At 49.1% G+C, this 24,811-nt stretch carries 26 protein-coding genes and 1 tRNA gene; 8 read left to right on the top strand and 19 right to left on the bottom strand.

What is annotated here, in order from left to right; translation table 11 throughout:
* Window positions 1-7 precede the first annotated feature (7 nt).
* From OGX98_RS10370 to csgB, 6 genes are all read right to left on the bottom strand, one after another.
* Entirely contained in the window at window positions 8-1,498 is a 1,491-nt protein-coding gene (locus OGX98_RS10370) for a phospholipase D family protein (RefSeq protein WP_413814566.1), read from the bottom strand.
* On the bottom strand, window positions 1,431-1,973 hold the full coding sequence (gene ymdB / locus OGX98_RS10375; RefSeq protein WP_200011908.1) for an O-acetyl-ADP-ribose deacetylase: 543 nt from the start codon (window positions 1,971-1,973) through the stop codon (window positions 1,431-1,433). Before ymdB ends, OGX98_RS10370 begins: the two co-directional genes overlap by 68 nt.
* A gap of 100 nt (window positions 1,974-2,073) precedes the next feature.
* The gene (locus OGX98_RS10380) at window positions 2,074-2,394 is read right to left on the bottom strand and encodes a YmdA family protein (RefSeq protein WP_045441579.1); all 321 of its coding nucleotides are present in this window, start codon (window positions 2,392-2,394) and stop codon (window positions 2,074-2,076) included.
* Window positions 2,395-2,544: 150 nt separating this feature from the next.
* Window positions 2,545-2,877: a curli assembly chaperone CsgC gene (csgC, locus tag OGX98_RS10385; protein ID WP_075261783.1), complete on the bottom strand. Its 333-nt coding sequence runs from the start codon at window positions 2,875-2,877 to the stop codon at window positions 2,545-2,547.
* A gap of 60 nt (window positions 2,878-2,937) precedes the next feature.
* A complete protein-coding gene (csgA, locus tag OGX98_RS10390; protein WP_045441577.1) occupies window positions 2,938-3,390 on the bottom strand; it encodes a curli major subunit CsgA in 453 nt (150 codons plus the stop codon).
* Window positions 3,391-3,430: 40 nt separating this feature from the next.
* The gene (csgB, locus tag OGX98_RS10395; RefSeq protein WP_045441574.1) at window positions 3,431-3,886 is read right to left on the bottom strand and encodes a curli minor subunit CsgB; all 456 of its coding nucleotides are present in this window, start codon (window positions 3,884-3,886) and stop codon (window positions 3,431-3,433) included.
* A 761-nt stretch (window positions 3,887-4,647) separates the two neighbouring features.
* Between csgB and csgD the strand changes: the two genes are divergently transcribed.
* From csgD to csgG, 4 genes are read left to right on the top strand one after another with little or no spacing between them, the layout of a single operon-like run.
* Complete coding sequence (gene csgD / locus OGX98_RS10400; protein ID WP_045441572.1) at window positions 4,648-5,298, top strand: biofilm master transcriptional regulator CsgD; 651 nt, start codon at window positions 4,648-4,650, stop codon at window positions 5,296-5,298.
* A 4-nt stretch (window positions 5,299-5,302) separates the two neighbouring features.
* The gene (gene csgE, locus OGX98_RS10405) at window positions 5,303-5,695 is read left to right on the top strand and encodes a curli production assembly/transport protein CsgE (protein ID WP_045441570.1); all 393 of its coding nucleotides are present in this window, start codon (window positions 5,303-5,305) and stop codon (window positions 5,693-5,695) included.
* A gap of 25 nt (window positions 5,696-5,720) precedes the next feature.
* Window positions 5,721-6,134, top strand: a complete 414-nt coding sequence (gene csgF / locus OGX98_RS10410; protein ID WP_048221671.1) for a curli production assembly/transport protein CsgF — start codon at window positions 5,721-5,723, stop codon at window positions 6,132-6,134.
* Between the two features lie 25 nt (window positions 6,135-6,159).
* Window positions 6,160-6,993, top strand: coding sequence for a curli production assembly/transport protein CsgG (gene csgG / locus OGX98_RS10415; protein ID WP_045441566.1), 834 nt, complete (start codon window positions 6,160-6,162; stop codon window positions 6,991-6,993).
* A gap of 45 nt (window positions 6,994-7,038) precedes the next feature.
* On the opposite strand, the gene OGX98_RS10420 is transcribed toward csgG, so the two are convergent.
* The 4 genes from OGX98_RS10420 to ghrA form a co-directional block, all read right to left on the bottom strand.
* Window positions 7,039-7,521: a DUF1097 domain-containing protein gene (locus OGX98_RS10420; RefSeq protein WP_045441564.1), complete on the bottom strand. Its 483-nt coding sequence runs from the start codon at window positions 7,519-7,521 to the stop codon at window positions 7,039-7,041.
* Between the two features lie 101 nt (window positions 7,522-7,622).
* Complete coding sequence (locus OGX98_RS10425; protein ID WP_045441562.1) at window positions 7,623-8,177, bottom strand: TorD/DmsD family molecular chaperone; 555 nt, start codon at window positions 8,175-8,177, stop codon at window positions 7,623-7,625.
* A gap of 22 nt (window positions 8,178-8,199) precedes the next feature.
* Window positions 8,200-8,937: a phosphatase gene (locus OGX98_RS10430; RefSeq protein ID WP_045441550.1), complete on the bottom strand. Its 738-nt coding sequence runs from the start codon at window positions 8,935-8,937 to the stop codon at window positions 8,200-8,202.
* Window positions 8,938-9,218: 281 nt separating this feature from the next.
* Window positions 9,219-10,157 (bottom strand): glyoxylate/hydroxypyruvate reductase GhrA, encoded by a 939-nt coding sequence (gene ghrA, locus OGX98_RS10435; RefSeq protein WP_200042082.1) that lies wholly within the window; start codon window positions 10,155-10,157, stop codon window positions 9,219-9,221.
* Between the two features lie 236 nt (window positions 10,158-10,393).
* On the opposite strand from ghrA, the gene OGX98_RS10440 reads away from it, so the two are divergent.
* Window positions 10,394-10,481, top strand: a tRNA-Ser gene (locus tag OGX98_RS10440).
* A 105-nt stretch (window positions 10,482-10,586) separates the two neighbouring features.
* On the opposite strand, the gene torD is transcribed toward OGX98_RS10440, so the two are convergent.
* Genes torD through torC form a run of 3 tightly spaced genes read right to left on the bottom strand, consistent with a single transcriptional unit; the run spans window position 10,587 to window position 14,910 of the window.
* Window positions 10,587-11,198: a molecular chaperone TorD gene (gene torD / locus OGX98_RS10445; RefSeq protein WP_045441544.1), complete on the bottom strand. Its 612-nt coding sequence runs from the start codon at window positions 11,196-11,198 to the stop codon at window positions 10,587-10,589.
* Window positions 11,199-13,742, bottom strand: a complete 2,544-nt coding sequence (gene torA / locus OGX98_RS10450) for a trimethylamine-N-oxide reductase TorA (protein WP_286595243.1) — start codon at window positions 13,740-13,742, stop codon at window positions 11,199-11,201.
* A complete protein-coding gene (gene torC, locus OGX98_RS10455; RefSeq protein WP_225760754.1) occupies window positions 13,732-14,910 on the bottom strand; it encodes a pentaheme c-type cytochrome TorC in 1,179 nt (392 codons plus the stop codon). The genes torA and torC overlap by 11 nt, the downstream gene beginning before the upstream one ends.
* 129 nt (window positions 14,911-15,039) lie before the next feature.
* On the opposite strand from torC, the gene torR reads away from it, so the two are divergent.
* Entirely contained in the window at window positions 15,040-15,732 is a 693-nt protein-coding gene (gene torR / locus OGX98_RS10460) for a two-component system response regulator TorR (protein ID WP_045441535.1), read from the top strand.
* Here the strand turns inward: torR and torT are convergent.
* Complete coding sequence (gene torT / locus OGX98_RS10465; RefSeq protein WP_370637139.1) at window positions 15,705-16,718, bottom strand: TMAO reductase system periplasmic protein TorT; 1,014 nt, start codon at window positions 16,716-16,718, stop codon at window positions 15,705-15,707. The genes torR and torT overlap by 28 nt on opposite strands.
* 105 nt (window positions 16,719-16,823) lie before the next feature.
* On the opposite strand from torT, the gene torS reads away from it, so the two are divergent.
* Both torS and OGX98_RS10475 read left to right on the top strand, forming a co-directional pair.
* Window positions 16,824-19,580 carry a TMAO reductase system sensor histidine kinase/response regulator TorS gene (gene torS, locus OGX98_RS10470; protein WP_286595244.1) on the top strand — a complete coding sequence of 919 codons (2,757 nt, stop codon included), beginning with the start codon at window positions 16,824-16,826 and terminating at the stop codon, window positions 19,578-19,580.
* 139 nt (window positions 19,581-19,719) lie between these two features.
* The gene (locus OGX98_RS10475) at window positions 19,720-20,013 is read left to right on the top strand and encodes a YciI family protein (protein ID WP_045449557.1); all 294 of its coding nucleotides are present in this window, start codon (window positions 19,720-19,722) and stop codon (window positions 20,011-20,013) included.
* A 51-nt stretch (window positions 20,014-20,064) separates the two neighbouring features.
* Here the strand turns inward: OGX98_RS10475 and phoH are convergent, their stop codons facing one another.
* The 5 genes from phoH to efeU form a co-directional block, all read right to left on the bottom strand.
* Window positions 20,065-20,853, bottom strand: a complete 789-nt coding sequence (phoH, locus tag OGX98_RS10480) for a phosphate starvation-inducible protein PhoH (RefSeq protein WP_045441531.1) — start codon at window positions 20,851-20,853, stop codon at window positions 20,065-20,067.
* Complete coding sequence (locus OGX98_RS10485; RefSeq protein WP_045441528.1) at window positions 20,832-21,128, bottom strand: hypothetical protein; 297 nt, start codon at window positions 21,126-21,128, stop codon at window positions 20,832-20,834. The genes phoH and OGX98_RS10485 overlap by 22 nt, the downstream gene beginning before the upstream one ends.
* A 246-nt stretch (window positions 21,129-21,374) precedes the next feature.
* On the bottom strand, window positions 21,375-22,658 hold the full coding sequence (gene efeB / locus OGX98_RS10490) for an iron uptake transporter deferrochelatase/peroxidase subunit (protein ID WP_286595246.1): 1,284 nt from the start codon (window positions 22,656-22,658) through the stop codon (window positions 21,375-21,377).
* A gap of 5 nt (window positions 22,659-22,663) precedes the next feature.
* On the bottom strand, window positions 22,664-23,791 hold the full coding sequence (efeO, locus tag OGX98_RS10495) for an iron uptake system protein EfeO (RefSeq protein ID WP_286595247.1): 1,128 nt from the start codon (window positions 23,789-23,791) through the stop codon (window positions 22,664-22,666).
* A gap of 57 nt (window positions 23,792-23,848) precedes the next feature.
* Window positions 23,849-24,682 carry an iron uptake transporter permease EfeU gene (efeU, locus tag OGX98_RS10500; RefSeq protein ID WP_045441522.1) on the bottom strand — a complete coding sequence of 278 codons (834 nt, stop codon included), beginning with the start codon at window positions 24,680-24,682 and terminating at the stop codon, window positions 23,849-23,851.
* Between the last annotated feature and the right edge of the window lie 129 nt (window positions 24,683-24,811).

A 24,811-nucleotide genomic window follows, 5' to 3' on the forward strand; every position in this document is an offset into this window, starting at 1 on the left:
GCGTGGTTCAAAGTAACCACTCAATAGGTAGCAGTGACGCAAGTCTCACCAGAACCCGCTTCCAGAATCCTGTGGCGGGTTCCTTTTTTAGCACCACTTCCGTGTCGTGCTGGCGATCGACCCAGTTAATCCGGCCCCAGCGATCAAGGCGCAATTGCCAGGCGACATCACGCTGGCTTTGCATAAAACGCTTATGAATCAGTGCGGCCAGCACTTCGCTCTCAATGACAAACCCCATTTCGGTATTGAGTAACGTTGAACGTGGATCAAAATTTAGCGAGCCGATAAAGACTTTTCGACCATCAATACTGAAGGTTTTCGCATGCAGGCTTGAGCCTGAGTTACCAGTTAACCCGCGATCGTGTAACACAGTGGCCCGATCGCGGGTTGGTTTAAGTTCGTACAACTCCACACCATAGCGCAACAGTTTCTTTCGCCAGCGCGCATAACCAGCATGGACGACAGCAACATCATTCGCCGCCAGTGAATTCGTTAAAATAGCAATCCTGACCCCTTTCCTGACCAGACGCAGAAGCTGCGCCACGCCAGCCCGGGTCGGCACAAAATAGGCGGAAATAATATCAATGCGCTCAGTAGGCGATCCCATGACATCAAATAAACGCTGGGGCAACAACGAATGACGCGGCGCCTTCCCTTCACCTTTAACCGGGTCGTCACTGAGCAGGCGCGTTTTTGCCCAAATCAGCGGCAAGGCCCCCTGGTCCAGACTGGTCATAAACTGGCTGGTTTCCAGCTTATGCAGGTAGCGACGAGTAATATCATCATTGTACCAGGATTCAGGCAATTCAATACGCTGGGTCGGCTCAGGTTCAGACAGCTCCAGTACTTTCTGTAACGTTGAAACAGAACGGCACTGCCAGTAACGCTCAAAATCATCCGCGACCTCTTTAACTACGGGGCCGATGGCCATCACGTCGAGATCGGAAAACAGCGGTTGTTCGCCTGCGCCAAAATAAGCATCACCAATATTGCGCCCCCCGACGAGAGTCACGACGCCGTCAGCGGTATAGCTTTTATTGTGCATGCGGCGATTAAGTCGGGCAAAGTCGGTTAAATAGCCCAGAGCGCGCAGTATCCGAAACGAAAAGGGATTAAACAGGCGAACTTCAATATTAGGATGGTTATCAAGCAGGCGCAGCGTATCATCCAGACCCGGTGTGTTGTTGTCATCCAGCAGCAAACGAACGCGCACACCTCTTTTCGCCGCAGCTAACAGAACCGAAAACAGCAATAGCCCGGACATGTCGTTTTCCCAGATGTAATACTGTACATCCAGTGAGCGTTCCGCCATTTCAGTTAACCGATAGCGAGCCGCGAAAGCATCCAGGCTATCATCCAGCGTAAGAATACCGCATCGTTCAGGATGGTTTGCACAAAGAGGGGTAATGGCACGCTCTAGTCGCGTCATATCAGGCCGTGTGATCATCGCCTTGTTGGGTGAGTAATCTGTTATAAAGCCGGGTGTTTTCATCGTCAAAGCAAACAAAGTAAATTTGCTCAGGTAACGCCCGACGAGTGATAAATTTCAGTATCGTATTCACCGCTATCTCCGCCGCTGCTGCGCGCGGATAACCATACGCTCCCGTGCTGATTGCCGGAAAAGCAATGGACTGATACCCATTGGCCAATGCCAGTTGAAGGGTATTTAAATAGGCCTCTTCAAGGCGTTCGGCTTCGTGATGACCGCCCCCTTGCCAGACAGGTCCCACAGTATGGATCACCGCCTTTGCGGGCAGAGATCCGGCCAGGGTAATCACTGCATGTCCGGTTGGACATTCTCCCTGTTGCTGTATTACTTGTTTGCAGGCTTCCAACAATGCAGGCCCGGCTGCGCGATGAATTGCCCCATCCACGCCTCCACCACCCAGCAGAGAAGAGTTGGCGGCATTGACGATCACATCAACAGCTATAGTCGTAATGTCGCCATGTAACACATGAACACGCGATTGCATAAGATTCCCCTGACAAAACACTCTCTACTAAGTGTACAGCAGGGTTTTCCATGAAATCTTACTTTTTAACAAAACGGCTGCATATCTACGCCAGAACGGTTCATTTATATTCAATGCTAAGAATAGCCAGACTTTTCTGCGTATTGAGGTAATGCATTTTCACCGAGGCTAGTTGCTTAAAACTCTGAGGAGCCATCGTCACCTGCTGTCCGCTAAAGCGACTATTGTACATTTCGCCGTCACGTATGCATGACAATTCAATCTGCTGTTGATGGGTGTTTACCTCACAAGGCGGTTCAACTATTTCACCACGGAAGTGAATAACCCCGCCAGATGTGATTTGCTGGGCGATTGCGGAGACCGTATAAAGAGAAAAAACACACAAGCTGGTACCTAAAATACTTTTTGCTAATGTATGCATATGGGTTCCTCAATGATTAACCATCCTTGAGGTATCGGTGTGGTCCTTCACCGCTGCGGTTAACGGACAAATAAAAACGTATTAACGTTTCTATATTCATAGAACAGCAGCGCATTACCAGCCACACCCATTATGCAAATACATCAAAAATCATGAGTGACTGGTTGAGTCAGGCCACTGTTGCGAGAGATGCAGAGATTGTCCGTCCGAAACGGTAACAACGATTTTAACCGAATCCTCAGTTGATATATTTAAACTAAGTTTTGTTAAATCGATCGGTTGATTAGCGGGTATAGAAAGGGTTGTTTTCTGCTGAGTTTGACTTTGTCCACTTTTCCCTTCCCGTAAAGCGAGAACTTGTACCTGGCACACACACGGCTGCGATAGCGTTACCTGAGGAACGATGGTGTACATTTCGCCTTGCTGGGTTGTATTGAACGTAATTTGATTTGAGAGCGCGGCAATAAGTAATAGCGTATGCATAATATTCTCCCGAAAAAAAACAGGGCTTTCGCCCTGTTTATTCTCAGTCAGAAGACTGAATTAATGTTGGTTTGCGGTGGCGTTGTTGCCGTAACCAACCTGGCGAACCAGAACATTGGAGTCAGACGCTGTCTGATTAACCACTGCACCGTTGCGGCCACCGTATTGGGTCACGCTGATATCAGCATGCTTAGCATTCCACTGATTGATGTCAGCGCTGTTACTGAAGCCTGTTTGTTTCAGACTAATGGTACTGTCATCAGCACCTTGTCCAACGGTTGCCCCGTTACCACGACCATGCTGGGTGATGGTCACATCGGACTTACGTGCATCACTTTGCAGCGCATTCGCAATGTTGCCAGAACCATACTGGTAAATACTCATTGATGAGTCCGGACCATTGTTATTACCACCGTTATGATGACCACTACCGCCCCATTGCGGAACAACACCAGCCAGAGCACTACCAGAAACAACGATTGCTGCGAATGCTGCCACTTTTAAAAATTTCATGGTAAACCCCCATCGGATTGATTTAAACGTCGTTAATGGATTAGCGTTGAGTCACGCGAATGGCCATTTGCGACTGTCTCTGCACCACAACTGCTGTTTTTTGTGTACCGTACTGGGTAATATTTGCTTTATTACCAGAACCTTTCTGGATAATAACAGCCGTATTACCGTAAGAACCTTGTTTTATACTCGCATCATTAGAACTACCCGCCTGATCAATATAAGAAAGATTATATGATCCTGTCTGGTCTATTTTAGCCCGGTTACCTGAACCGTCTTGAGAAATGACCGACAATAACTTTGAGCCCCCCTGTCGAGTATTTGCACTGTTCGCAGTGCCAACTTGACCAATAATGGCTGCCTGATTAAATGAAGACTTGCTTAATTCATTTACCGCAAAGTTATATTCTGAATTAGCCAGATCATAACTTGTTGCGGATGCAATCCCAGGCACACCCAGCATTGTAAACATCATAAATAACAACTTGTTTTTCATGTTGTCACCCTGGACCTGGTCGTACATGAAGTTAAATTATTTACCACTCAATTTTGTTGTTAACATGACTTTGTTTTGTTAACGCCACGTTACGATGAAGAGTATGTCCGTTGAAACATTTTAAATAACTCACCCGCGAGTGGTATTTTTATATTTAGATTCACACCAAAGTACTAATTAAGAGCCAACAACGCTGTTATATGTATCGATTTTATTTTTGGACAATCGCTGGTTATGCATTTCTATGCAATGGTAGAAAAAAGCTGCATTCAACGATTTCAGGGCCTCGCAGCGCGGCCTCGCGATAGCTGCAGGTACAAGTCGTGACAAACATCATTTTTTTCTATCTAAAATTGTTCAACGTAAAGCGAGGCAAAATAATCGAAATTCATTAGAATGATAAAACTTACTAAGTATAAATTAAAACCATATAAATCAATCAATTAATATAATTTGTATGATTTTTTAAATCTGTGCAATAACAGTGAAATGTACAACTTTACTATCAAATCTAAACTCAATAAAAACCACAAAATCACATTTTAATATATAATTTTACATTTTGTAACAAGTTTAACACTTGCTTTAAGATTTGTAATAGCTAGATTGAAATCAGTTGAAGTCCATTTGTTTTAATATTTTCACCCCTGTGGGTCGATATTTTATTTCTACACAGCAGTGCAACATCTGTCAGTACTTCTGGTGCCTCTATTTTAGTAGAGACAGCTGTCGGGTGTGCGACTAAAAAGTGGAGTTTCATCATGTTTAATGAAGTCCATAGTATTCATGGTCATACATTATTGTTGATCACTAAACCCTCTCTGCAGGCAACTGCATTATTACAGCATTTAAAACAATCGTTGGCGTTATCTGGAAAACTACATAATATTCAACGTTCTCTGGATGATATATCCGCTAGCTGCATTGTTTTACTGGATATGATGGAGGCAGATAAAAAACTGATCCATTACTGGCAAGATAATTTAAGCCGTAAAAACAACAATATAAAGACGTTATTGTTGAATACACCCGATGATTATCCTTACCGGGATATCGAAAACTGGCCGCATATCAATGGTGTGTTTTACGCAGCAGAAGATGAACAGCGTGTCGTTAGCGGGTTGCAAGGTGTCTTGCGAGGCGAATGCTACTTTTCGCAGAAATTGGCCAGTTACTTAATCACTCATTCTGGAAACTACCGTTATAACAGCACGGAGTCGGCACTACTCACTCATCGTGAAAAAGAGATCCTTAATAAACTGCGTATCGGCGCCTCAAATATTGAGATCGCACGCTCACTGTTTATCAGTGAGAATACGGTAAAAACGCATCTTTATAATCTTTTCAAAAAGATAGCTGTCAAAAATCGTACGCAGGCGGTCTCATGGGCCAATGATAACCTCAGGCGATAAAGCCATGAAACGCTATTTGACCTGGATTGTGGCAGCAAATTTATTCCTGGCTGCCGGGAATCTACACGCGGCTGTAGAAGTGGAGGTACCCGGACTGTTAACTGACCACACTGTCTCCTCAATTGGGCATGATTTTTATCGTGCATTTAGTGACAAGTGGGAAAGCGAGTACACAGGAAATTTAACCATCAATGAAAGGCCCAGTGCACGTTGGGGAAGTTGGATCACAATAACGGTTAATCAGGACGTTATCTTCCAGACTTTTTTATTCCCAACGAAAAGAGACTTCGAAAAAACAGTGGTCTTCGCATTGGCACAAACTGAGGAAGCATTAAGTCGCCGGCAAATAGATCAGACCCTATTAAGCACGAGCGATTTAGCGCGCGATGAATTCTAAAACATGATTTTGTCCGGAGGCTTTCATGCGTGTCAAACATGCAGTCGTTTTGCTCATGCTGATTTCACCATTAAGTTGGGCCGGAAACATGACTTTCCAGTTCCGCAACCCGAACTTTGGTGGCAACCCTAACAACGGTGCTTTTTTATTGAATAGCGCCCAGGCACAAAACTCTTATAAAGATCCGAGTGGTGATGATTTTGGGTTTGAAACCCCTTCAGCACTGGATAACTTTACCCAGGCTATCCAGTCACAAATACTCGGCGGCTTGCTGACCAATATTAATACTGGTCAGCCGGGGAGGATGGTAACCAATGATTTTATCATCGATATCGCCAACCGGGATGGACAACTGCAATTGAATGTCACGGACAGAAAAACGGGGAAAACTTCGACTATCGAAGTGTCGGGTTTGCAAACACAGTCAACCGATTTCTAAGACTTAGCCACGAAAGGAAAAAATCATGCAGCGCTTACTTATTTTGGTTGCCATGTTTTTACTCAGCGGTTGCTTAACATCCCCACCCCAGGAAGCCGCTAAACCAACATTAATGCCTCGGGCCCAAAGCTATAAAGATTTAACGCATCTGCCAATGCCGACAGGTAAGATCTTTGTCTCAGTTTACAATATTCAGGATGAGACGGGTCAGTTTAAACCTTACCCGGCAAGTAACTTCTCAACCGCCGTCCCGCAAAGCGCCACGGCAATGTTGGTTACTGCACTGAAAGATTCGCGCTGGTTTATTCCGCTGGAACGCCAGGGATTGCAGAACTTACTGAATGAACGGAAAATCATACGTGCGGCACAAGAGAATGGCACTGTTGCCATTAATAACCGCATTCCACTCCAGTCGCTGACCGCTGCGAATATTATGGTAGAAGGGTCAATTATCGGTTATGAAAGTAACGTTAAATCGGGTGGTGTAGGTGCGCGCTATTTCGGTATTGGTGCAGATACTCAGTATCAACTCGATCAGATAGCGGTAAACCTGCGTGTAGTTAACGTCAGTACTGGTGAGATCCTTTCTTCGGTCAATACCAGCAAAACTATTCTGTCTTATGAAGTTCAGGCTGGGGTATTCCGCTTTATTGACTACCAGCGTCTTCTGGAAGGAGAAATTGGTTATACCTCTAACGAGCCGGTTATGCTTTGTCTGATGTCAGCCATTGAAACTGGTGTAATCTTCCTGATTAATGACGGGATTGATCGCGGGTTGTGGGATTTGCAGGATAAGAAACAAGTTGATAACGATATCCTGGTTAAATACCGCCATATGTCCGTGCCGCCGGAATCCTGATTATCGATATAACACAGGAAGCGTGAGGGAAACCTCACGCTTCTATTATTTACTGGTCAGCGATTGTGATATCCGATTTTCACGACGTGACGCCAGCCACAGACCACTGTTTTTCATTGCATAACCGAATACAAGTCCTAACGCCAGAGAAGGCAAAACCAGTTGCCAGTTCCCCTGCCCTGCAAATGTTGCACATGCGCCGATAAAAGTACCTGGCACAAATGAAAGCAACCATTGTTTTGCCTGAATGCACATCAAAAACGCGACAATGCCGGTAATGACATAGCCGATGATGTCCATATGCGGAGCAAGCGCACTACCATTAATAATCACCAACGCCCACACCACACCACTTAGTAGCGTGCACGCTGAAATCCCCAGCCCTTTCAGCCCGCCCTGCGGACAGGCGAAATAGGCCGTGCAACCGAGGAAGCCAGCCCAACTGAGTAAACCAAGAGAAACGGCCACCCATCCCCAGATCCCAGAGAGAATGCCCGTCGTGATTGCAATAGAGATAAGTATATTCATGCCGCGCATCTTAGCAGAAAAACGGCATATTAATGAGATCGTGCACACAATTTATGCAAGATGATAAATCAAGTTGCATAGCATAGTGATCTAAATCACGTTTATTCTTCTGTATCTTCCTGCAACTCATCCCACATTGCGCCAATTGCATCGCGCGTCAGAGGTGCCATGGTACGCCAGAATGGCGAGCTCGCGTGTGCTTCAACCTTACCAAGGAAAGTGCCGCACCACGGAAGCAGATACTCAACAAACAGTGTTTCCAGCGCTTCACTTTCATCTTCAGCAGACTGGTCTTCCAGCCAGGAAGCAGCCAGCAACAGTGTGCCAATATGATCGGCTGGCGTATCGGCCAGCGGCATACCACGCGCAGATAGGAATGTGCGCACCTCAGATTCAGTTGCACCTTCTACCCAGGCGCTGCGATAAGGTGGTACCGCACACTCTTCACCAACAAACAACGCGTTATAATCTGCGGCCACTTGTGACATGTCGCAGCTTTTCTGTAGACGAGCCAGCAGCTCGTCTTGCTCCAGCGGCCAGTTTGCTGACAGTTTACCTTCACCGATCATGGTATACAGGGGAACCAGTAAAGGGTCCTGCGGTTGGCGGTAAAACAGCGAGCCCAGGACACGACACAGGATAGAAAACTCGTTCATCGATATATTCCAGTTAGTAACATTAAAGATCAGCAAATTCCGCGATTGGCTCCATGCCTCGCGATTCCAGAAACGCCAGTAAGCGTTTTGGCGATACGTTCAAGATTCGGTCTTCGGGGAAGTTTACGTCATCCAGAATCTTGCGACACTCGCCGAACTCCCCAAGGGTGAAAGCGGTGTGAGAATCCGAACCTAATGCAACCCAACCCCCGGCATCACGCACAGCCGCAGCAACCAAGCGACAATTGGCTTCACTGCCTTTACGCGAATGCAGAAATGAGGAGTTATTGATTTCCAGCGCAACATGGTACTTCGCTGCTGCCTGCGCAACTGCGGTAAAATCAATCGGGTATTTCGGGTTTCCGGGATGGCTGATCATGTGAACATGTCCGCTCGCCATCGCGGCAATCATGGCCTGAGTATTGGTGTCTTTATCATGCGGGGCAAAAACCGGCTCATGAAAACCAGCAATAATCAGATCCAGGGAGTCGAACATCGGACCGGAGCAGTCGATCTCCCCCTCAATATTCTTAATGTTCGCTTCAATACCGCGGAGAATTCCCACCCCGTCCACCATACGCGGCCAGATACGCATATTAATAAAGTGCCAGTGGTGTGGAGCATCTGCCATATCCGGCCCATGATCGGTGATTGCAAACAACTTAACACCTTTGCGTTTGGCTTCAGCGATGTAGTCACTCAAGGTGCTGTAGGCGTGGGTACTGGCGACGGTATGCATATGCAGGTCAACGGGATACATAACTCTCTCCTGTAGTCATTTTTGGTCAAGGATAGCAGGAATCGACGCCATTAATACCCTAAATAATTCGAGTTGTAGGCAGGCGGCAAGGGTGTGACAAATTCGTCAGGAATGAATTTGGCCAGCCGGAGACTGGCCTACGGTAAGGGACAGAGATGTCCCTTTTAATCCCAATAAACATACTGTGGTCAGTAATTCGGGCGAGCAACCGTAGCTAACGCACATCCAACCTGGAGTATGACGGGTATTTAAATCGAAACCCGGCCAGCGCCGGGTTGTTATCAGTATCCCCGAACGCGATCGACCTGACCTGTTACGGCTTCACCGTTCTCCAGATTCAAAATCGTGCGGGAAATATAATCCACCGCTTCTGCCGGACGTGTTACCGCAGCAATATGCGGCGTCATCGCCACACGTGGATGTTTCCACAATGGGCTATTCTCCGGCAGTGGTTCGCGGCTATAGACATCAAGCATGGCGCCCTTGAGTTTTCCGCTATTCAGCGACGCCAGAAGATCGTCTTCATTAAGATGAACTCCGCGCGCCAGGTTCAGTACATACGCGCCATCCTGCAATTGATCCAGCACCCCGGCGTTAATAATTCCCACCGTTTCAGCCGTATTAGGCAGTAGGTTAATCAGCACCCGCGTTTGACTTAAAAATGCGCCTAACTCTTCAGTGCCGGCGAAGCTTTCCACGCCAGGCCAGGATTTACGGGTACGACTCCAGCAACGCAGTGGGAACCCCCATGATTGCAGACTCTCAGCGACTTTCGCCCCTAGCACCCCTGCTCCCATAATCCCGATCGAAAACTCCTCACGGGTATATTCCTGCAACGGCTGCCATTTTGCCTGAGTTTTGAGAGCCTGATAATCATCAAAGCGGCGAAACCAGTGCAACACCTGGCTAACGGCGTATTCCTGCATTTGCAGCCCCATGCCGGTATCTTCCAGACGGAACAACGGGATCGACTCGTCCAGCATTTCCGGATGGGCTTTCAACTTGCTTAGAATGGAATCCACCCCCGCACCCAACGCAAATACGGCTTTTAACTTTCTTCCGGCCAACATTTCAACTGGTGGATGCCAGACAAGCGCATAGTCTGCATGCGCATTATCACCCGATTTCCACTCACGGACATTAGCGCCAGGGATTGCCTTAGCCAGCGCGTTCAGCCACCAGGCTGTATCAAATGTCGGGTGATAGAAAATTATTTCCATATTGCCTCCTGAATATTGTTGTGCGGAACTTTCTCGCACTTATTATCATCATTTCTTAAGGAAACATCAGAATAACAAATTTTAGTGTGCTGGCAAAAAAAGCAATTCCCGCTCACTTAAGCTTCATGTTGATTGAAGTTTGTGTAAATGAACGTTTTTTTCAAAAAGAAGATTGACGTCGGGGAGGCATTTCCCCTACATTAGCGCCCGTTCCGGTAACGCAGGAACAACAATATGGTGAGGTGTCCGAGTGGCTGAAGGAGCACGCCTGGAAAGTGTGTATACGGCAACGTATCCGGGGTTCGAATCCCCGCCTCACCGCCATATTTAAAGAAGAGCTCGTACGCAAGTACGGGCTTTTTTTTCGCCTGTGACCCGCCCTGAATAGCGTGGTATCGCTGCACCTTTGCAGCGATACCAACACACTCATCACCGGTTATCGAGTTGCACAAGCGCCAGCCCCAGTTGACTCAGAGCAGCGTAGAACCCAAAAGCGTCATATTTACAACAATTGGCTGAAAACTCCGGCAGCCATCGTAGTAACACTGATACGGTTTTTCTGCGTAATGCATTGATGCGCAGATGGTTAAGGTTCTCCTCCCCCAACGAAAAATGCAAATGACTCAGTAACTCGAGAAAAATAGCCAGATGATCGCCGGGTTCGTTAAAAGTCTCACTCGTCTGCATTCCCGCTTCAAACAACAGGTGTTTGATCTCGCTGTCACCCGACTCGCACTGCTCATAAACTGAGGCATATGGCAAAGCGGCCTGAGTATCCGACATAAGAAACAGGCCACAAAAGTCTGCGGCAAGTTCCAGTTGCCCCTCTTCACGTAGCTTAAGCGCGGCGATTTTTTCTTCCAGAATCGTCACCGGTTGATTCAACGACGGTTCGCGTTTTAACAGCGAATACCAGTCCTGCATGTCCGAGGCGTGAAGTTGCAGCAAACTTTCACTATCCAGTTCACGGGAGAACAGTCGCGCCAGCCACGCGTAAACGCAGGCAATTTGTTCCTCCGTCAGATGTTTTTGGCTATCCATTTATTTTACCTGCTGCGCTGGGACATACTCACATTGCGCCACCATTTCCAGTGGGCCATTGAATGCAGTCACGCGATCCACTTGACCATTGTATTTCTCGATCTCCACCAGCGTGGTATGCGCACTGGTTGCCTGAGCCAACTGAGAAGTACCGATATCCAGCGTTAAGACGTTAGGGTTACCGTATTTACACAGCGCATTGATCTCTCCACCTTTATCGGGATCGTACCAGGCGCCTTCATGGATACGGACCACGCCAGGCTTATAAAAATCAGAAACAACCGCACCGGCTAATACTTGTCCACGACCATTGAAGACCCTGACAATATCACCGTTTTGGATACCACGAGCTTGTGCATCCTGTGGGCTGATAAAAACAGGTTCTTTACCGCTAACAGCATAGTGCTGCCGCAACGTTTCCGATTCGCAGAGCTGCGAATGCAGGCGAAAATCCGGATGTACTGACTGTAAATGTAATGGCCAGCGCTGTGAGCCCGGCCCGCCATGTGAACGCTCGATTTTTTCGAACCACATCGGATAGCCCTGACAGTCGTCATAGTGCATTTCGGCAATCGTTTTAGAGTAAATTTCAATCAAACCACTCGGCGTTCCCAGCGGTTCAAGATCGGGATCTTCGCGAAATGCCTGGTGACGTACAAACATTTGCGGATGCTCGAACTCGATATACTCCTGTTGATTCCAGAACACATCAAATGCTGGTAAGTGGACACCGCGTCCTTTCCCCTGCTGGCTGCCTTCCTGCCAGATGCGCTTCAACCAGCCCATTTCATCCAGACCTTCGGTGAAAGCTTCCTCACGGTTAAAACGACGGCAGAGATCGCGGAAAATATCAAAATCATTACGCGCTTCAAATTGCGGTGCTACCAGTTGTTTCATAGCAATAATTCCGCGATTGGAATGGTTGCCATATTGGTCAAGATCGTTACGTTCAAACTGGGTTGTCGCAGGCAAGACGATATCAGCAAAACGACATGTAGAAGTCCACTGGTTATCAATCGCAATGACTGTTTCCAGCTTGCGCCAGCCTTCCATGATCCGGTTGATCTGCTGATGGCGGTGGAACGGGTTGGTTCCCGCAAATACGCACATTTTTAGCGGCGGTAGTTTTACTGTTTTGCCGTTCCAGTTAATGGTTTTCCCTGGCTCCAGAATTGCGTCGATGAAACGCGCGATAGGGATAGTGCTGCTATATCCTTTGTAATCAGTGCTGTCATGCACTGGAGGCACCGTCGTCGAGCCGGAAAAACCGCTTAAAATAATACCTTTGCGACTGGGCGTTCCCGCACCATTATAGTGCCAGCCAAACCCAAAGCCTCCCCCTGGCAAACCAATTTGACCCAGCATTGAGGCCAGTACCACTACCATCCACGCCCATTGCTCGCCATGCTGCATACGCTGTACGCACCACCCTGCAATAATCTGCGTTCTTCCTGAGGCCATTTGTCGTGCCAGAGCACGGATTGTTTCGGCATCAATACCACACAATTTCTCTGCCCACTGGGCATCTTTTGGCTGACCATCGCTCTCCCCCAGCAAATAAGGGAGAAACTGTTCAAAACCGACGCAATAGTTACTAATGAAATTTTTATCGTACAGATTTTCGGTATATAGCGTATGCGCCAACGCCAGCTGTAGCGGAACATCAGCCTGTGGATTGACGGCTATATGCTTAACCTTGTCGCGACCCAGGTAGTCATGCGTTGACGTCACTACCGGATCCACACTAATTACCGAGATCTCATCCCGTGCGACTTTCTCTTTCAGTTGCTCGTAATAACCATAAACATCATGATCCGGACACCACCAGTTGGCCTGCTGGTTTTTGATCAGATCGGCCCCCCACAACACGATGGTTTTGCTATTTTGCAGAACCAGCGGCCATGAAGTTTGCTGCTCGTAGACTTCCATGGATCCGACCACGCGCGGCAAAATCACCTGCGCCGCCCCGGTGGAGTAGTCTCCGCCGGTGCTGACGCTATTGCCATGCAGCGCAATGGCTCGGGCCAACATACCGGAGGCGTTATGGAACATACCCGTCGATTGCCAGCCGCTCGCCGTCAGCAGTGCACTGGGGCCGTAGGTTTTCTGGATACGCTCCAGTTCCTGATAAAAAAAGTCCAGCGCTTCATCCCATGAGACACGAACAAAACGGTTATCTCCACGTTGCGTAGTATCGCTTTGGTGGCGTTTACGCATCCAGTCCACGCGTACCATTGGATAACGAATGCGCGCTGCACCATGAACATGGTCCGGCAGACCTGCAATCATTTTCGATGGATATCTGTCACGTTCAAAAGGTTTAACCGCAATAAATCGTCCATCTACGACCGTGGCGCGGATTGCCCCCCAGTGGGAGCCAGTAAGGATCCCCTCTTTTACCACAGCGCCTTGTTCACCCATGGCGGCCGCAGTTGCACTACGGGGAGTCAGTAACGAAGGCCCTAACATACCTGCAACGGTCATTCCCCCCAGTTGCAGAAGAAAGCGCCGACGTGATACCTGCAATGTGTCTTTACTTTTCATTGTTCTCTCCCTTATCACTATGGGGCTTATCCGTGGTGTCTGACGCGTTCAACTGGAGGTATTTCAACAAGGTACGTTCTTCTCGTTTATCCAGACTGGTAAAGCCAATCATGCCATTGAGCGTGCCAATCCAGCCGTTCGCATCAAAGTGCGATTTTTCCGGCGCGCCGTGGCACTGGTTACAGGTACCGTTATATAGCGAGTCGGCATAAGCCCAGATCGGCTTGATGTCATTCACCATGTCGCTCTTTTGCATCCACGCAGTGGCCTGCAACTTACTCCACTCAGTGTTAGTCGCAGTGACGGTGGTTTTTTCCAGCGTTTTCACATGTTGCTGAACATCGCCACGGATGGATGCCACAAAAATTCGCTTACCTGGAAGTTGAGTCAGAACGCGTTGACGTCCCTGGCTTTCCGTCCAGCCGGTAATTTGTACCTGCAGCCATTCACCGTCACGTTTCAACACCGTCACTTCTGAAGCTGGCAGTAACGAGCCTGCAGGTTCTTTATCACCTTTAGACGCATAAATAGGTTTGATATCAAGAGAGTACAGAGTATCGCCGTCGCTGTTAGCATTGGCGCGTAATTCATCAAATTGCTTGCGGAAACCGCTGCTCATATCGGGTAACTGGTGGGCAATACCTTTATGACAGTCAATACAGGATTGGTTATCTTTGGCGGCAATTTTCATCTGACGTGCGGCTTCAGGATGTTGCTTAGCATGATCCATCGCATCATAGTTATGGCAGGAGCGGCAGGTTGAGGAGTTATTTTCCTTCATCCTCGCCCACTCCCTTTCCGCCAGCTCAGCACGCTTGGCTTCGAATTTTTCAGGTGTGTCAATCGAGTGAGCGATAAACGTCTGGTAAATATCGTTGCTGGCTTCAAGTTTACGTTTCACCATCCCGGGAATATCCGATGGAATATGACAGTCGTGACATTCAGCGCGAACCCCGGAGGCATTCTGGAAATGCGCCGACTGCTTATATTCCTGATAGACCGGCTGCATACTGTGGCAACTGACACAAAACTCTGTCGAACTGGTTAACTTGATTCCAACGTGTGGGAGTACAATCAGTGCGATACCGATCAGTATCCCAACAATCACCAGCGCCAGTATTGACCAGCGCGCACTTGGCCTGAGTAACGCTCTCCATAGTCTCCGCATAATAGCCCCTGTAAATATATGGTTTAGTTACGGGAGATCTTATTCAGCAAATGTGAACAGCGACACTGGTCAGGATGAACGACTTACTGCAAAATATGAACGAATATGAACAGAGAGACAGAACACAGGATGTCACATCACATTGTCATTGTTGAAGATGAGCCAGTGACCCAGGCACGGCTGCAGGCTTATTTTGAGCAGGAAGGTTATCAAGTCTCGGCTGTTGCTAGCGGCGCTGGTCTGCGCGACATTATGGACCAACAGTCTGTTGATCTTGTCCTGCTGGATATTAATCTTCCGGATGAAAATGGTTTGATGCTGACCCGATCGCTACGAGAGCGCTCAACGGTTGGGATCATTCTCGTAACGGGACGATGCGATCAAATTGACCGAATTGTCGGACTGGAGATGGGTGCCGATGATTATGTGACCAAACCGCTGGAATTGCGCGAACTCGTCGTGCGGGTGAAAAACCTGCTCTGGCGCATCGATCTTGCCCGCCAGGCACAACCTGCTGCGAAAGATAATTGCTACCAATTTGCGGGATACTGTCTGAATGTTTCTCGCCACACGCTGGAAAAAGAAGAGGAAACGATTAAGCTCACCCGCGCTGAGTACGAAATGCTGGTGGCATTTGTGACTAATCCGGGTGAAATCCTCAGCCGCGAAAGGCTACTCCGCATGCTTACGGCACGCAGAGTGGAAGACCCCGATCTGCGTACCGTCGATGTGTTGATCCGTCGTTTGCGCCATAAACTGAGTCCCGACCTGTTCGTTACCCAGCATGGCGAAGGCTATTTTTTAGCCTCCGACGTATGCTGATACAAATATACTGGCCGGAATCCCCCCGGAGATAGCGAGCTACGGCTATGTTTGCTGTCCGCATTTTCTGGGGTCAGTACTAAAATCGGCGGGCTGACGTTATCGGGAACGTTACGTCCCTGCAATACATTGATCGCTTGTTCGACCGCCAGTTGACCTTGCCAAACCATTTGGTCACTGGCAGCCATCAGTACCCGTCCACGCTTGAGACCGCGATAAACCTGATGTGACAGGTAAAATGAGACCACCGTGAGAGGGGTCGCCAGATTGCGTCTTTCCCCCATTGCCGCTTCCGCTGCAATGGCCGTCCCGGCAACCACATCAATATCCGGATGGCGTTCCAGCATCTCCTGCAACAGATTGCGCTGTACTTCTATATCATTGTCCCCAAGGGCGACATCCACAATTTGCACCTGGCTTCCGGCGATCGCATCGCGGAACCCGGCGACCATTTCCCTACTGCCTCCGGCATCATCAGGTCCTGGCATTAAAAGCAACTTCAGTGGTTTTCCCCCACTCCACTTCACCAGGTAACGACCCGGTTGATAGCCCATTTGAAACCAGGGAACCCCGACTCGCGTTCGGGTTGTCGCGTCATGAATGGCATTCACCACCTCAATAACCGGCAACGTGCCGACCTGTTTTTTGAGATCAGGAAATGATGTGGTGCTGCTGCCTAGTAAAATGGCATCTGCGCCCCACTCTTTACACTGGGCAATTTGCGTTTTCTGCGTCGAAAGCTGCCGATACCCTCCAGCTTCCTGCACTTTCAGGCTGACGCCGTAACGCCGTGCCGCTTGTTGCATGCCGTAGTTAACCGAGAGCCAATAGGAATCTTTGAGACTAGGGTAGAGCGCACAAAGTTTCCAGACCTGATGCGCTGTGACCGTTTCCTGCTGCTGAGGGGAAAAGTGTTGCTCGTCGTGCCAACGGATCAGAGACTCTCCTGCTCCGGCCGCCAGACCTTGTACAGAAAAGAAAGTCATCACCCAAAAAACGCATGCTCGCATGATAGCCTCATTATCAATAAGGCTTTATCCTAGTTGCTTTCCGCTTTTGGACTCAACCTTTTTAATCTGTGGCGACACTCCGTGAATTTATCTCTGACCAGAAGACTGTGGATGGGCTTCGCGCTGATGGCGGCACTGACCCTCATGAGTACACTTGTAGGTTGGTACAGTCTGCGTTTTGTCAGCCAGGTTGAGCAAGCCAATACACAAGAACTAATCCCGACAATGAACATGGCGCGTCAATTGAGCGAAGCCAGTGCCTGGGAGCTTTTTTCCGCGCAGAACCTGACCATCGCCGACAGTGAAAATATGTGGCTGGCACAGGGCCGAATGTTAACAGCACAAAGTCTCAAAATTACCGCATTGCTTAAAACGCTACGTCAGCAAGGTTTTGACACCACGGCGATAGAACTGCAGGAGCAGGAAATCGCACAGTCGTTAAGTCAGCAGGGAGAGTTGGTTGGACAACGGCTGAGACTCCGCGATCAGCAGCAACAACTCAGTCAACGTATTGTCACCGCCGCAGGCGATATCGCTGAAATGGCTCACGGTCAGGCGAATAATGCGGCGACTTCCGCAGGTGCGACACAAGCGGGAATATATGATTTGATTGAAAATAATCAGCGTCGGGAGGCTGAACAGGCACTGGATCGTCTCATTGATACCGATCTGGAATACGTTAATCAGATGAACGAGGTGCGTCTGAGCGCACTACGCGTGCAACAAATGATTATGAATCTGAGTGCCGATCAGGCGCAATATAACGCCGCAGCGATGGATAACCGATTGAATGCCGCAGTCAGAATTCTGCATCGTCGACAAATACGCATTGAAGATCCAGTGGTGCGCGAACAGGTTGCGGAGTCAGTGAATACGGTAGGACGTTATGTCGAGCTGCTGGCGCTATACCAGCAGGATAATGACATCAGCACCCGGCTACAGATCCTGTCGCAGAATAACATTTATCAGTTTACCCGTTTCAGCAGTGAAGTCAGCCAGTTAGTCAACACTATCGAAGAACGTAACCGTGCAGGGTTAACTTCACTGAAACAAGCCAGCGAGCGCGGACAAACCTGGCTGCTGTTGCTCGGCGCTGTTTCGCTGATATCGCTGATCCTAATCCTCTGGCGCGTGGTTTACCGTTCAGTGACGCGCCCTCTGGCCCAGCAAACACAGGCATTGCAGGAACTGCTTGAAGGTAACATTGACTCCCCCTTTCCAGAAACCGCAGGCGTTCGGGAACTGGATACTATTGGACGTTTAATGGATGCGTTTCGTGCCAGCGTCCACGCCCTCAATAATCATCGGCAGCAGTTGGCTACGCAGGTAAAATCGCGTACCGCCGAGCTTCACGCGCTGGTCATTGAACACCGTCAGGCGCGGGCTGAAGCTGAAAAAGCAAATCAGGCAAAATCAGCATTTCTTGCGGCAATGAGCCATGAAATACGCACCCCACTTTACGGGATCCTCGGCACTGCGCAGTTGCTTTCAGAAAACCAGGCACTGGCTCAACATCAGGAAAACCTGCGTGCAATCACCGATTCCGGCGAATCACTACTGACTATTCTCAACGATATTCTGGATTACTCAGCAATTGAGGCCGGTGGAAAGAATGTCTCTGTTAGTGATGAGCCCTTTGAGCCCAGACCTTTGCTGGAAAGTACACTCCAGTTGATGAACAGTCGCATCAACGGGCGGCCTGTTACACTTGTTGCGGACTTTTCCAGCGCTCTCCCCCTCGCACTACAGGGCGATCCTCGCCGTATTCGTCAGATAATCACTAATTTATTAAGCAATGCACTGCGATTTACCGATCGTGGTCTTATTACGCTACGCAGCTTCACTGAAGGTGAACAGTTGTGTATCGAGGTTGAGGATACGGGCAGTGGTATCGAAGCCTCTCGCCTGGCTGACATTTTTAAGCCCTTTGTTCAGGTAAGCGGCAAACGTGGCGGGACAGGACTGGGGTTAACGATCAGTAGCAGCCTTGCACAGGCTATGGGTGGTGAACTGACCGTGACCAGCACACCTGGTGTTGGGAGTTGCTTTCAGTTGCGACTTCCTTTACGTCCCGCTTCGCGCCCTACCCCTAAATGTCCCCATCGCCCGGTCAATTTACAGGGGATACGTTTACTGTTGATTGAGGACAATCCCCTCACCCAGCGTATTACCGTGGAGATGTTAACCACCAGCGGAGCCCTGGTGATGGTAGCAAGTTGTGCCGCCGACGCACTACATGTCCTGCAAGGTAATGAGCACTATGATGCCGTGCTGGTTGATTTTGATCTCCCGGATACCGACGGTATTACGCTCGCCCAACAACTGACACAGATTTATCCAACCCTGCCTCTGATTGGGTTCAGCGCTCACGTGATTGATGAGACCCTAAGCCGTCGTACCAGTACGTTGTTTCGCGGTATTATTCAAAAACCGGTGCCGCGAGACGCCCTGGGTCAACTCATCACACACTATATTTCAGGTACAGAATCCCCTTACGTCGCTGAACCACTTAGCGAGTGTCTTCTGGATACGCATCAATTATCAGAAGATGCCCGCATCATGGGACATAGCAAAATTGGTGAATGGCTGCGTTTATTTACCCAACATACACTGCCTTTACTCGACGAAATTGATACCGCTCGCTCGCAAAAAGACGTTGAGAAGATCAGACGTCTTGCACACCAGTTAAAAAGTAGCTGCGCCAGCATGGGGATGGTTACCGCCCGCCGCGCATGCGAGGCTGTTGAACAACATCCGGAAGATAACTGCGCCCTCAGAGAAGAGATATTAAAAGGCCTGCGTGCAGTTGCATCCTGGCTGGAGAACGAAATGAAATAATCAAAATGGGCCAGGGGAAACGGCTTCCATCTGTACACAACCGTTAACAGAATATCTTTCAGCCGGGCCAACAAATCTATTCTGTCCTTAGTCAACCACATGCTAACGTAATCTCCCCTCCAGGATTATGGATAATAAAATGAGCGTTATTGGTGTTGTCGTTTTAACTTATATAAAACCGTTAAATGAAGTCGATAATTTACTTCCCGCGCATGTGGAATGGCTGAAAAAAGGGTACGCGAAGGGTTTATTCCTCGCCTCAGGACGCAAAATCCCGCGCTCAGGAGGCGTAATACTGGCAAAATGCGATGATGAAGAAGCGTTAAAAAGTTATCTCAGCCAGGATCCCTTTCAACAATCAGGGGTTGTAAAAGTCGAGCTGATCCCTTTTGAAGCAACAATGATGGCTGCTGAGCTAAAAGATATTCTGTAAGCGTAATAAAAACAAAGCCCGGTTTCCCGGGCCTTGAAGACGAAGAGCATATCAGTTGTAAGCATTAAGCGTCCGCTGACAGAGCGCCGAACGAACGCAATCATCTTTATTGAAACGAACGATCCCAATCATCTCATCTTCTTCGAAGCGGGCCAGCGCATCGCTTAACCCGGATCGAACATGCGCCGGTAAGTCACACTGGGTAACATCCCCGTTCACAATTACCGTCACATTCTCTCCAAGGCGAGTTAAAAACATTTTCATTTGCGCAGCAGTCACATTCTGAGCCTCGTCGAGAATAACAACTGCATTTTCAAAGGTACGTCCGCGCATATAAGCGAACGGCGCGATTTCCACCTTACCAATCTCAGGTCGCAGGCAATATTGCATGAAGGAGGCTCCCAGTCGTTTTACCAGCACGTCGTACACGGGTCGAAAATAGGGAGCAAACTTCTCGGAAACATCTCCAGGTAAGAAGCCGAGATCTTCATCAGCTTGCAGAACTGGACGGGTTACAATGATCCGGTCCACATCTTTGTGGATCAGGGCCTCTGCTGCTTTTGCCGCGCTGATCCAGGTTTTACCACACCCGGCTTCACCCGTGGCGAAGATCAGCTGTTTACTCTCGATAGCATTCAGGTACTGCGCCTGAGCTTCATTTCGCGCCATGATAGGTGTGGCGTCGCGACTGTCACGCGCCATACCGATCGCTTCTACGCCGCCCATCTGCACAAGCGAGGTGACCGATTCATCTTCACGTTGCTTATGGCTACGCGAATCCCGTCTCAGCACACGTTTTGCTTCACGACGAGCTTTGATCACTGCTTTTTGTCTTCCCATGGATAGCACCTTGAGTTGTAGGTATACATCACACGCACCGCTTGCGGCACGATTATGCGCACGAACATCTGAGGTTTGGCTTCCTTGTAAGCCATTGCTTGCCTTCGAATAAGACACCACGCACGGCTACGCGCACCGTACAGGGCGTCGGTAACAAGGATAAGATATGGAAGGGAGAGGAATTTAGCGGTGACGAGATGGCTGGCGGAAGAGAAACGTCCGCATAACATGGTATTGCTGCTGTGAAAAGCGAGTCCATTACAGGACATTACCATTCGCGATCTCCATAGTGAATGACCATCACCGCCGGGAACTACCGCTGTTACCTATAATTACAACAGAATTTATTGTCAGCGCAACAATATTTTTACTTATTGTTAACTAAATTACATCCTGCCGCTGAGAACAGTCTCTTACAGAGAGATGACAAAATTATTTCAACGCTGCAGACATCACGAAAAATAATTGGTCCATTCATCAAGTTGTCAGGAAATACCCCGCGGGAGTGCGGGGCTCAGGTTTCAGGCCTCAAGAAGAGATTGCCCAAGATAACGATCAGGGTCTTTGACACCAGGCAAGGCAAAGAAATATCCGCCACCAATCGGCTTCACATACTCTTCCAGCGCTTCACCATTCAGGCGTTTCTGCACGGTCAAAAAACCTTTTTCCAGATCGTGCTGATAGCAAACAAACAGTAAACCCATATCCAGTTGACCAGAATTGGTGACGCCAAGCGAATAGCTGTAACCACGACGCATCATCAGGCTGGACTCCGACTCCCGGGTTCGCGGGTTTGCCAGACGGATATGGCTGTCGAGCGCAATCACCTCACCTTCAGGATCGCTGGCGTAGTCAGGTACATCGTGCTCGTGCTGCATACCTAATGGTGCACCAGTCTGTTTGTCTCGCCCGAAAATAGTCTGTTGCTCTTTAAGCGGTGTACGATCCCAGAACTCAACGCGAAACTGAATAAGCCTTACCGCCTGATAACTCCCGCCTTCCGCCCATTTCGGCTCGTCTTGATCGGACGTCACCCACACCACATTTTGCATCAGCTTTTTATCTGTGCCATCCGGGTTAGCGGTCCCGTCTTTAAAACCAAGCAGATTGACTGGTGTCTCTTTGCCTTTACTGCGTGCAGCATGATCAGAGATAAACCCTTCGCGCTTCCAGCGAACGCTGAGGAGATCCGGTGTGTGCTTAATGATATCGCGCAGCGCATGTATGACGGTGTCTTGCGTGTTGGCGCAAATCTGTAACAACAAATCGCCATGACACAACGCTGCATCCAGCGAATCATTCGGAAAGCGCGTCATTTTTTGCAGTTTTTTCGGCATGCTGGTGCTAAGACCATAGCGCTCGTCGAACAGCGAATGCCCCACCGACAGCGTCATCGTCAGGTTATCCGGCGCAATGTAGGCACCGAGAATGCCGGAATCCATTGGCGGTAAACGCGGGTTTGGCGTCTCGGGCGCGGGCCCGCCGGTCGTCAGGAACGCAAAACGACGGGTCAGTAACCGGAACAGACGCTCAAGGTCAGCTTTATCGCTGGCGAGAACATCAAACGCCACCAGCATCATGGATGCCTGCTGTGGCGTCAGGATCCCAGCCTGATGCGGGCCATAAAATGGCTGTGCTTCACCGCGAGCATCCGGCGATAGCGTTCCCGGCGCACTCTGCGGTTTTTGCGCATGCGCAACCGGGCAGCCGCCAGCCAGTGCCAGTACGCCACCCAGCGCGCCCATCCCTTTCAGTAAACGTCGGCGCGACGGCTCGCTCACGCCGTTTTCATTATCATGCTGCATGATGCTCAATCCAGACCCAGTACACCGCGTAATTGAGACAAATCTTCCGCCAGCGTAGTAATTGGCCCTTTCAGCGCATTGCGGTCAGCATTGGTCAGTTTGTCATAGGTTTCAAAACCGTCTTTGGTACGATATTTCGCCATGATAGCATCGACTTTTTTGAAGTTTGCATCCACTTTTGCCAGCAGTTCAGCATTGGATTTTTGCAACTGAGGACGCAGGATATCGACAATTTTCTGTGCGCCATCAACGTTGGCCTGGAAGTCCCACAGGTCGGTGTGACTATAGCGATCTTCTTCACCACTAATTTTGCTGGCAGCAACTTCTTCAATCAGCCCGGCAGCTCCACCAACCACTTTTGATGGTGGGAACGCCAGCTCGCTAATGCGCGTTTGCAGGTCAATAACGTCGCTGTTCAACTGCTCAGCATACTTATCCATGCCTTTGGTGGTATTGTCGCCAAACAGCGCTTTTTCCAGGCGATGGAAGCCGGTAAATTTCGGATCGGCGGCTTTTTGCTCGTAATCATCTTCACGCGCATCAATGCTGCCATCAAGGTCGGAGAACAGTTCCGCAATTGGCTCAATGCGCTCGTAGTGCTGACGTGTCGGTGCATACAGGGATTTGGCTTTCTCCAGATCGCCAGCTTTAATGGCATCAGTGAATGCTTTGGTACCCGCAACCAGCTGTGCGGTTTCTGCCGTCACATAGGCTTTATATTCGGTAATCGCGCCGCTCAGGCTCAGCAAGGCATCACTTTGCGCTGCATCCGCCGTAGCATTCCCCTTCACAATCAGCTTCCCTTTCGGGTTTGTCAGCAGACCGCAGGTCATATCATATTCACCTGGTTGCAGGTTGGCGGTCATTTTCTGGCTAAAGCCTGGCGCAATATTTTCACGCTCTTCCACCACCATCACACCTTTGAGGATCTCCCACTCCAGCGCTTTCTGGCTGTGGTTCTGGATGATGAACTGTGTTTTCCCGGCATTAACAGTGATCGTCATCGGTTCACACTGTTTGTCATTTACCGTGACTTTGACCTGTGGAATATCTGCAGCCTGTGCGGCAAATGCGGAAGTAAACAACGCGGCAATACCCAGCTGCAGCGCACTACGGCGAAAATTAATCGTCATGACCCATCCCTACAAATAAGTATGTTGTAACTAAATGATATTCTGCATCGCGTTTTTTTAAGGTGCGGTACGAGATGCCGTAGTGCCTGAACGCGGCGGCAGTGCAAACAAAATCAGCGCCGGAATCAGGTAGATAAACCAGACTGCAACCTCACTGACGCTTGGCGCTTCCTGATACCCAAAGATCCCTTCCATTAACGTGCCGAACAGAGAGTGCGTTGAAAGAACGTTACTTATGTCAAACGCTACATCCTGGAAATGATTCCATAATCCGGCCTCGTGGAACGCACGAATGGCCCCTGCAGCAAGCCCTGCAGCCACCAGCAGAATAAACAGGCTGGTCCATTTGAAGAATGCACCGAGATTCAGTCGGATCCCACCCAGATAAATCAGGTATCCCAACACAACAGCCGTTGCCAGTCCCAGCATCGCACCTACCGGCGGCCAAATACCGACATCCTGCTGAAAAGCCGCCAGCAAGAAAAAGACCGATTCCAGCCCTTCACGGGCAACAGCAAAAAAGACCATCATCACCAGCGCCCAGCCGTGATGGTTGCTGCGCTGTAATGCGTTATCGACAGCCTGCTCCAGTTGAACTTTGACGTTACGTGAGACTTTACGCATCCAGAAGACCATCCAGGTAAGGATCACAACGGCAATGACCGCCACAATACCTTCAAATAACTCCTGTTCTTTTTGCGGAAATTCACCCGTGGTTTCATTGATGAAAATCCCCAACGCCAGACATAACGCCGCCGCCAGCAATACACCAATCCACATCACGCCAATCCAGCGGCCTCGCTGAGTTCGTTTCAGGTAACTGGCTATCAGGCTGACAATCAGCGCGGCCTCTAACCCTTCGCGCAACATAATTAGAAATGGAACGAACATGCGAAGTACCCTTAAACGTTATTCTCAGTCAACTGATGCAAAGAAAAGTAAATTACAGTGATAGTGATTATCATTACAGCAACAAAAAACTCAAGCAGAATGTTTTGAGAATGATGACTGAATGTAAAC

Origin of the sequence: Citrobacter sp. Cm046 (genome assembly GCF_030333065.1) — a bacterium.
Lineage (GTDB): Bacteria > Pseudomonadota > Gammaproteobacteria > Enterobacterales > Enterobacteriaceae > Citrobacter > Citrobacter murliniae.

Bases quoted from the DNA above. Each gene is read 5' to 3' on its own strand.
- efeU (WP_045441522.1), bottom strand. From the start codon at position 24,682: ATGTTCGTTCCATTTCTAATTATGTTGCGCGAAGGGTTAGAGGCCGCG.
- OGX98_RS10380 (WP_045441579.1), bottom strand. From the start codon at position 2,394: ATGCATACATTAGCAAAAAGTATTTTAGGTACCAGCTTGTGTGTTTTT.
- csgC (WP_075261783.1), bottom strand. From the start codon at position 2,877: ATGCATACGCTATTACTTATTGCCGCGCTCTCAAATCAAATTACGTTC.
- csgD (WP_045441572.1), top strand. From the start codon at position 4,648: ATGTTTAATGAAGTCCATAGTATTCATGGTCATACATTATTGTTGATC.
- OGX98_RS10475 (WP_045449557.1), top strand. From the start codon at position 19,720: ATGAGCGTTATTGGTGTTGTCGTTTTAACTTATATAAAACCGTTAAAT.
- csgA (WP_045441577.1), bottom strand. From the start codon at position 3,390: ATGAAATTTTTAAAAGTGGCAGCATTCGCAGCAATCGTTGTTTCTGGT.
- OGX98_RS10425 (WP_045441562.1), bottom strand. From the start codon at position 8,177: ATGAACGAGTTTTCTATCCTGTGTCGTGTCCTGGGCTCGCTGTTTTAC.
- ymdB (WP_200011908.1), bottom strand. From the start codon at position 1,973: ATGCAATCGCGTGTTCATGTGTTACATGGCGACATTACGACTATAGCT.
- csgE (WP_045441570.1), top strand. From the start codon at position 5,303: ATGAAACGCTATTTGACCTGGATTGTGGCAGCAAATTTATTCCTGGCT.
- csgF (WP_048221671.1), top strand. From the start codon at position 5,721: ATGCGTGTCAAACATGCAGTCGTTTTGCTCATGCTGATTTCACCATTA.
- torD (WP_045441544.1), bottom strand. From the start codon at position 11,198: ATGGATAGCCAAAAACATCTGACGGAGGAACAAATTGCCTGCGTTTAC.
- OGX98_RS10430 (WP_045441550.1), bottom strand. From the start codon at position 8,937: ATGTATCCCGTTGACCTGCATATGCATACCGTCGCCAGTACCCACGCC.
- efeB (WP_286595246.1), bottom strand. From the start codon at position 22,658: ATGCAGCATGATAATGAAAACGGCGTGAGCGAGCCGTCGCGCCGACGT.
- csgB (WP_045441574.1), bottom strand. From the start codon at position 3,886: ATGAAAAACAAGTTGTTATTTATGATGTTTACAATGCTGGGTGTGCCT.
- torR (WP_045441535.1), top strand. From the start codon at position 15,040: ATGTCACATCACATTGTCATTGTTGAAGATGAGCCAGTGACCCAGGCA.
- torA (WP_286595243.1), bottom strand. From the start codon at position 13,742: ATGAAAAGTAAAGACACATTGCAGGTATCACGTCGGCGCTTTCTTCTG.
- phoH (WP_045441531.1), bottom strand. From the start codon at position 20,853: ATGGGAAGACAAAAAGCAGTGATCAAAGCTCGTCGTGAAGCAAAACGT.
- OGX98_RS10420 (WP_045441564.1), bottom strand. From the start codon at position 7,521: ATGAATATACTTATCTCTATTGCAATCACGACGGGCATTCTCTCTGGG.
- csgG (WP_045441566.1), top strand. From the start codon at position 6,160: ATGCAGCGCTTACTTATTTTGGTTGCCATGTTTTTACTCAGCGGTTGC.
- torC (WP_225760754.1), bottom strand. From the start codon at position 14,910: ATGCGGAGACTATGGAGAGCGTTACTCAGGCCAAGTGCGCGCTGGTCA.
- ghrA (WP_200042082.1), bottom strand. From the start codon at position 10,157: ATGGAAATAATTTTCTATCACCCGACATTTGATACAGCCTGGTGGCTG.
- OGX98_RS10485 (WP_045441528.1), bottom strand. From the start codon at position 21,128: ATGGTAATGTCCTGTAATGGACTCGCTTTTCACAGCAGCAATACCATG.
- efeO (WP_286595247.1), bottom strand. From the start codon at position 23,791: ATGACGATTAATTTTCGCCGTAGTGCGCTGCAGCTGGGTATTGCCGCG.
- torT (WP_370637139.1), bottom strand. From the start codon at position 16,718: ATGACTTTCTTTTCTGTACAAGGTCTGGCGGCCGGAGCAGGAGAGTCT.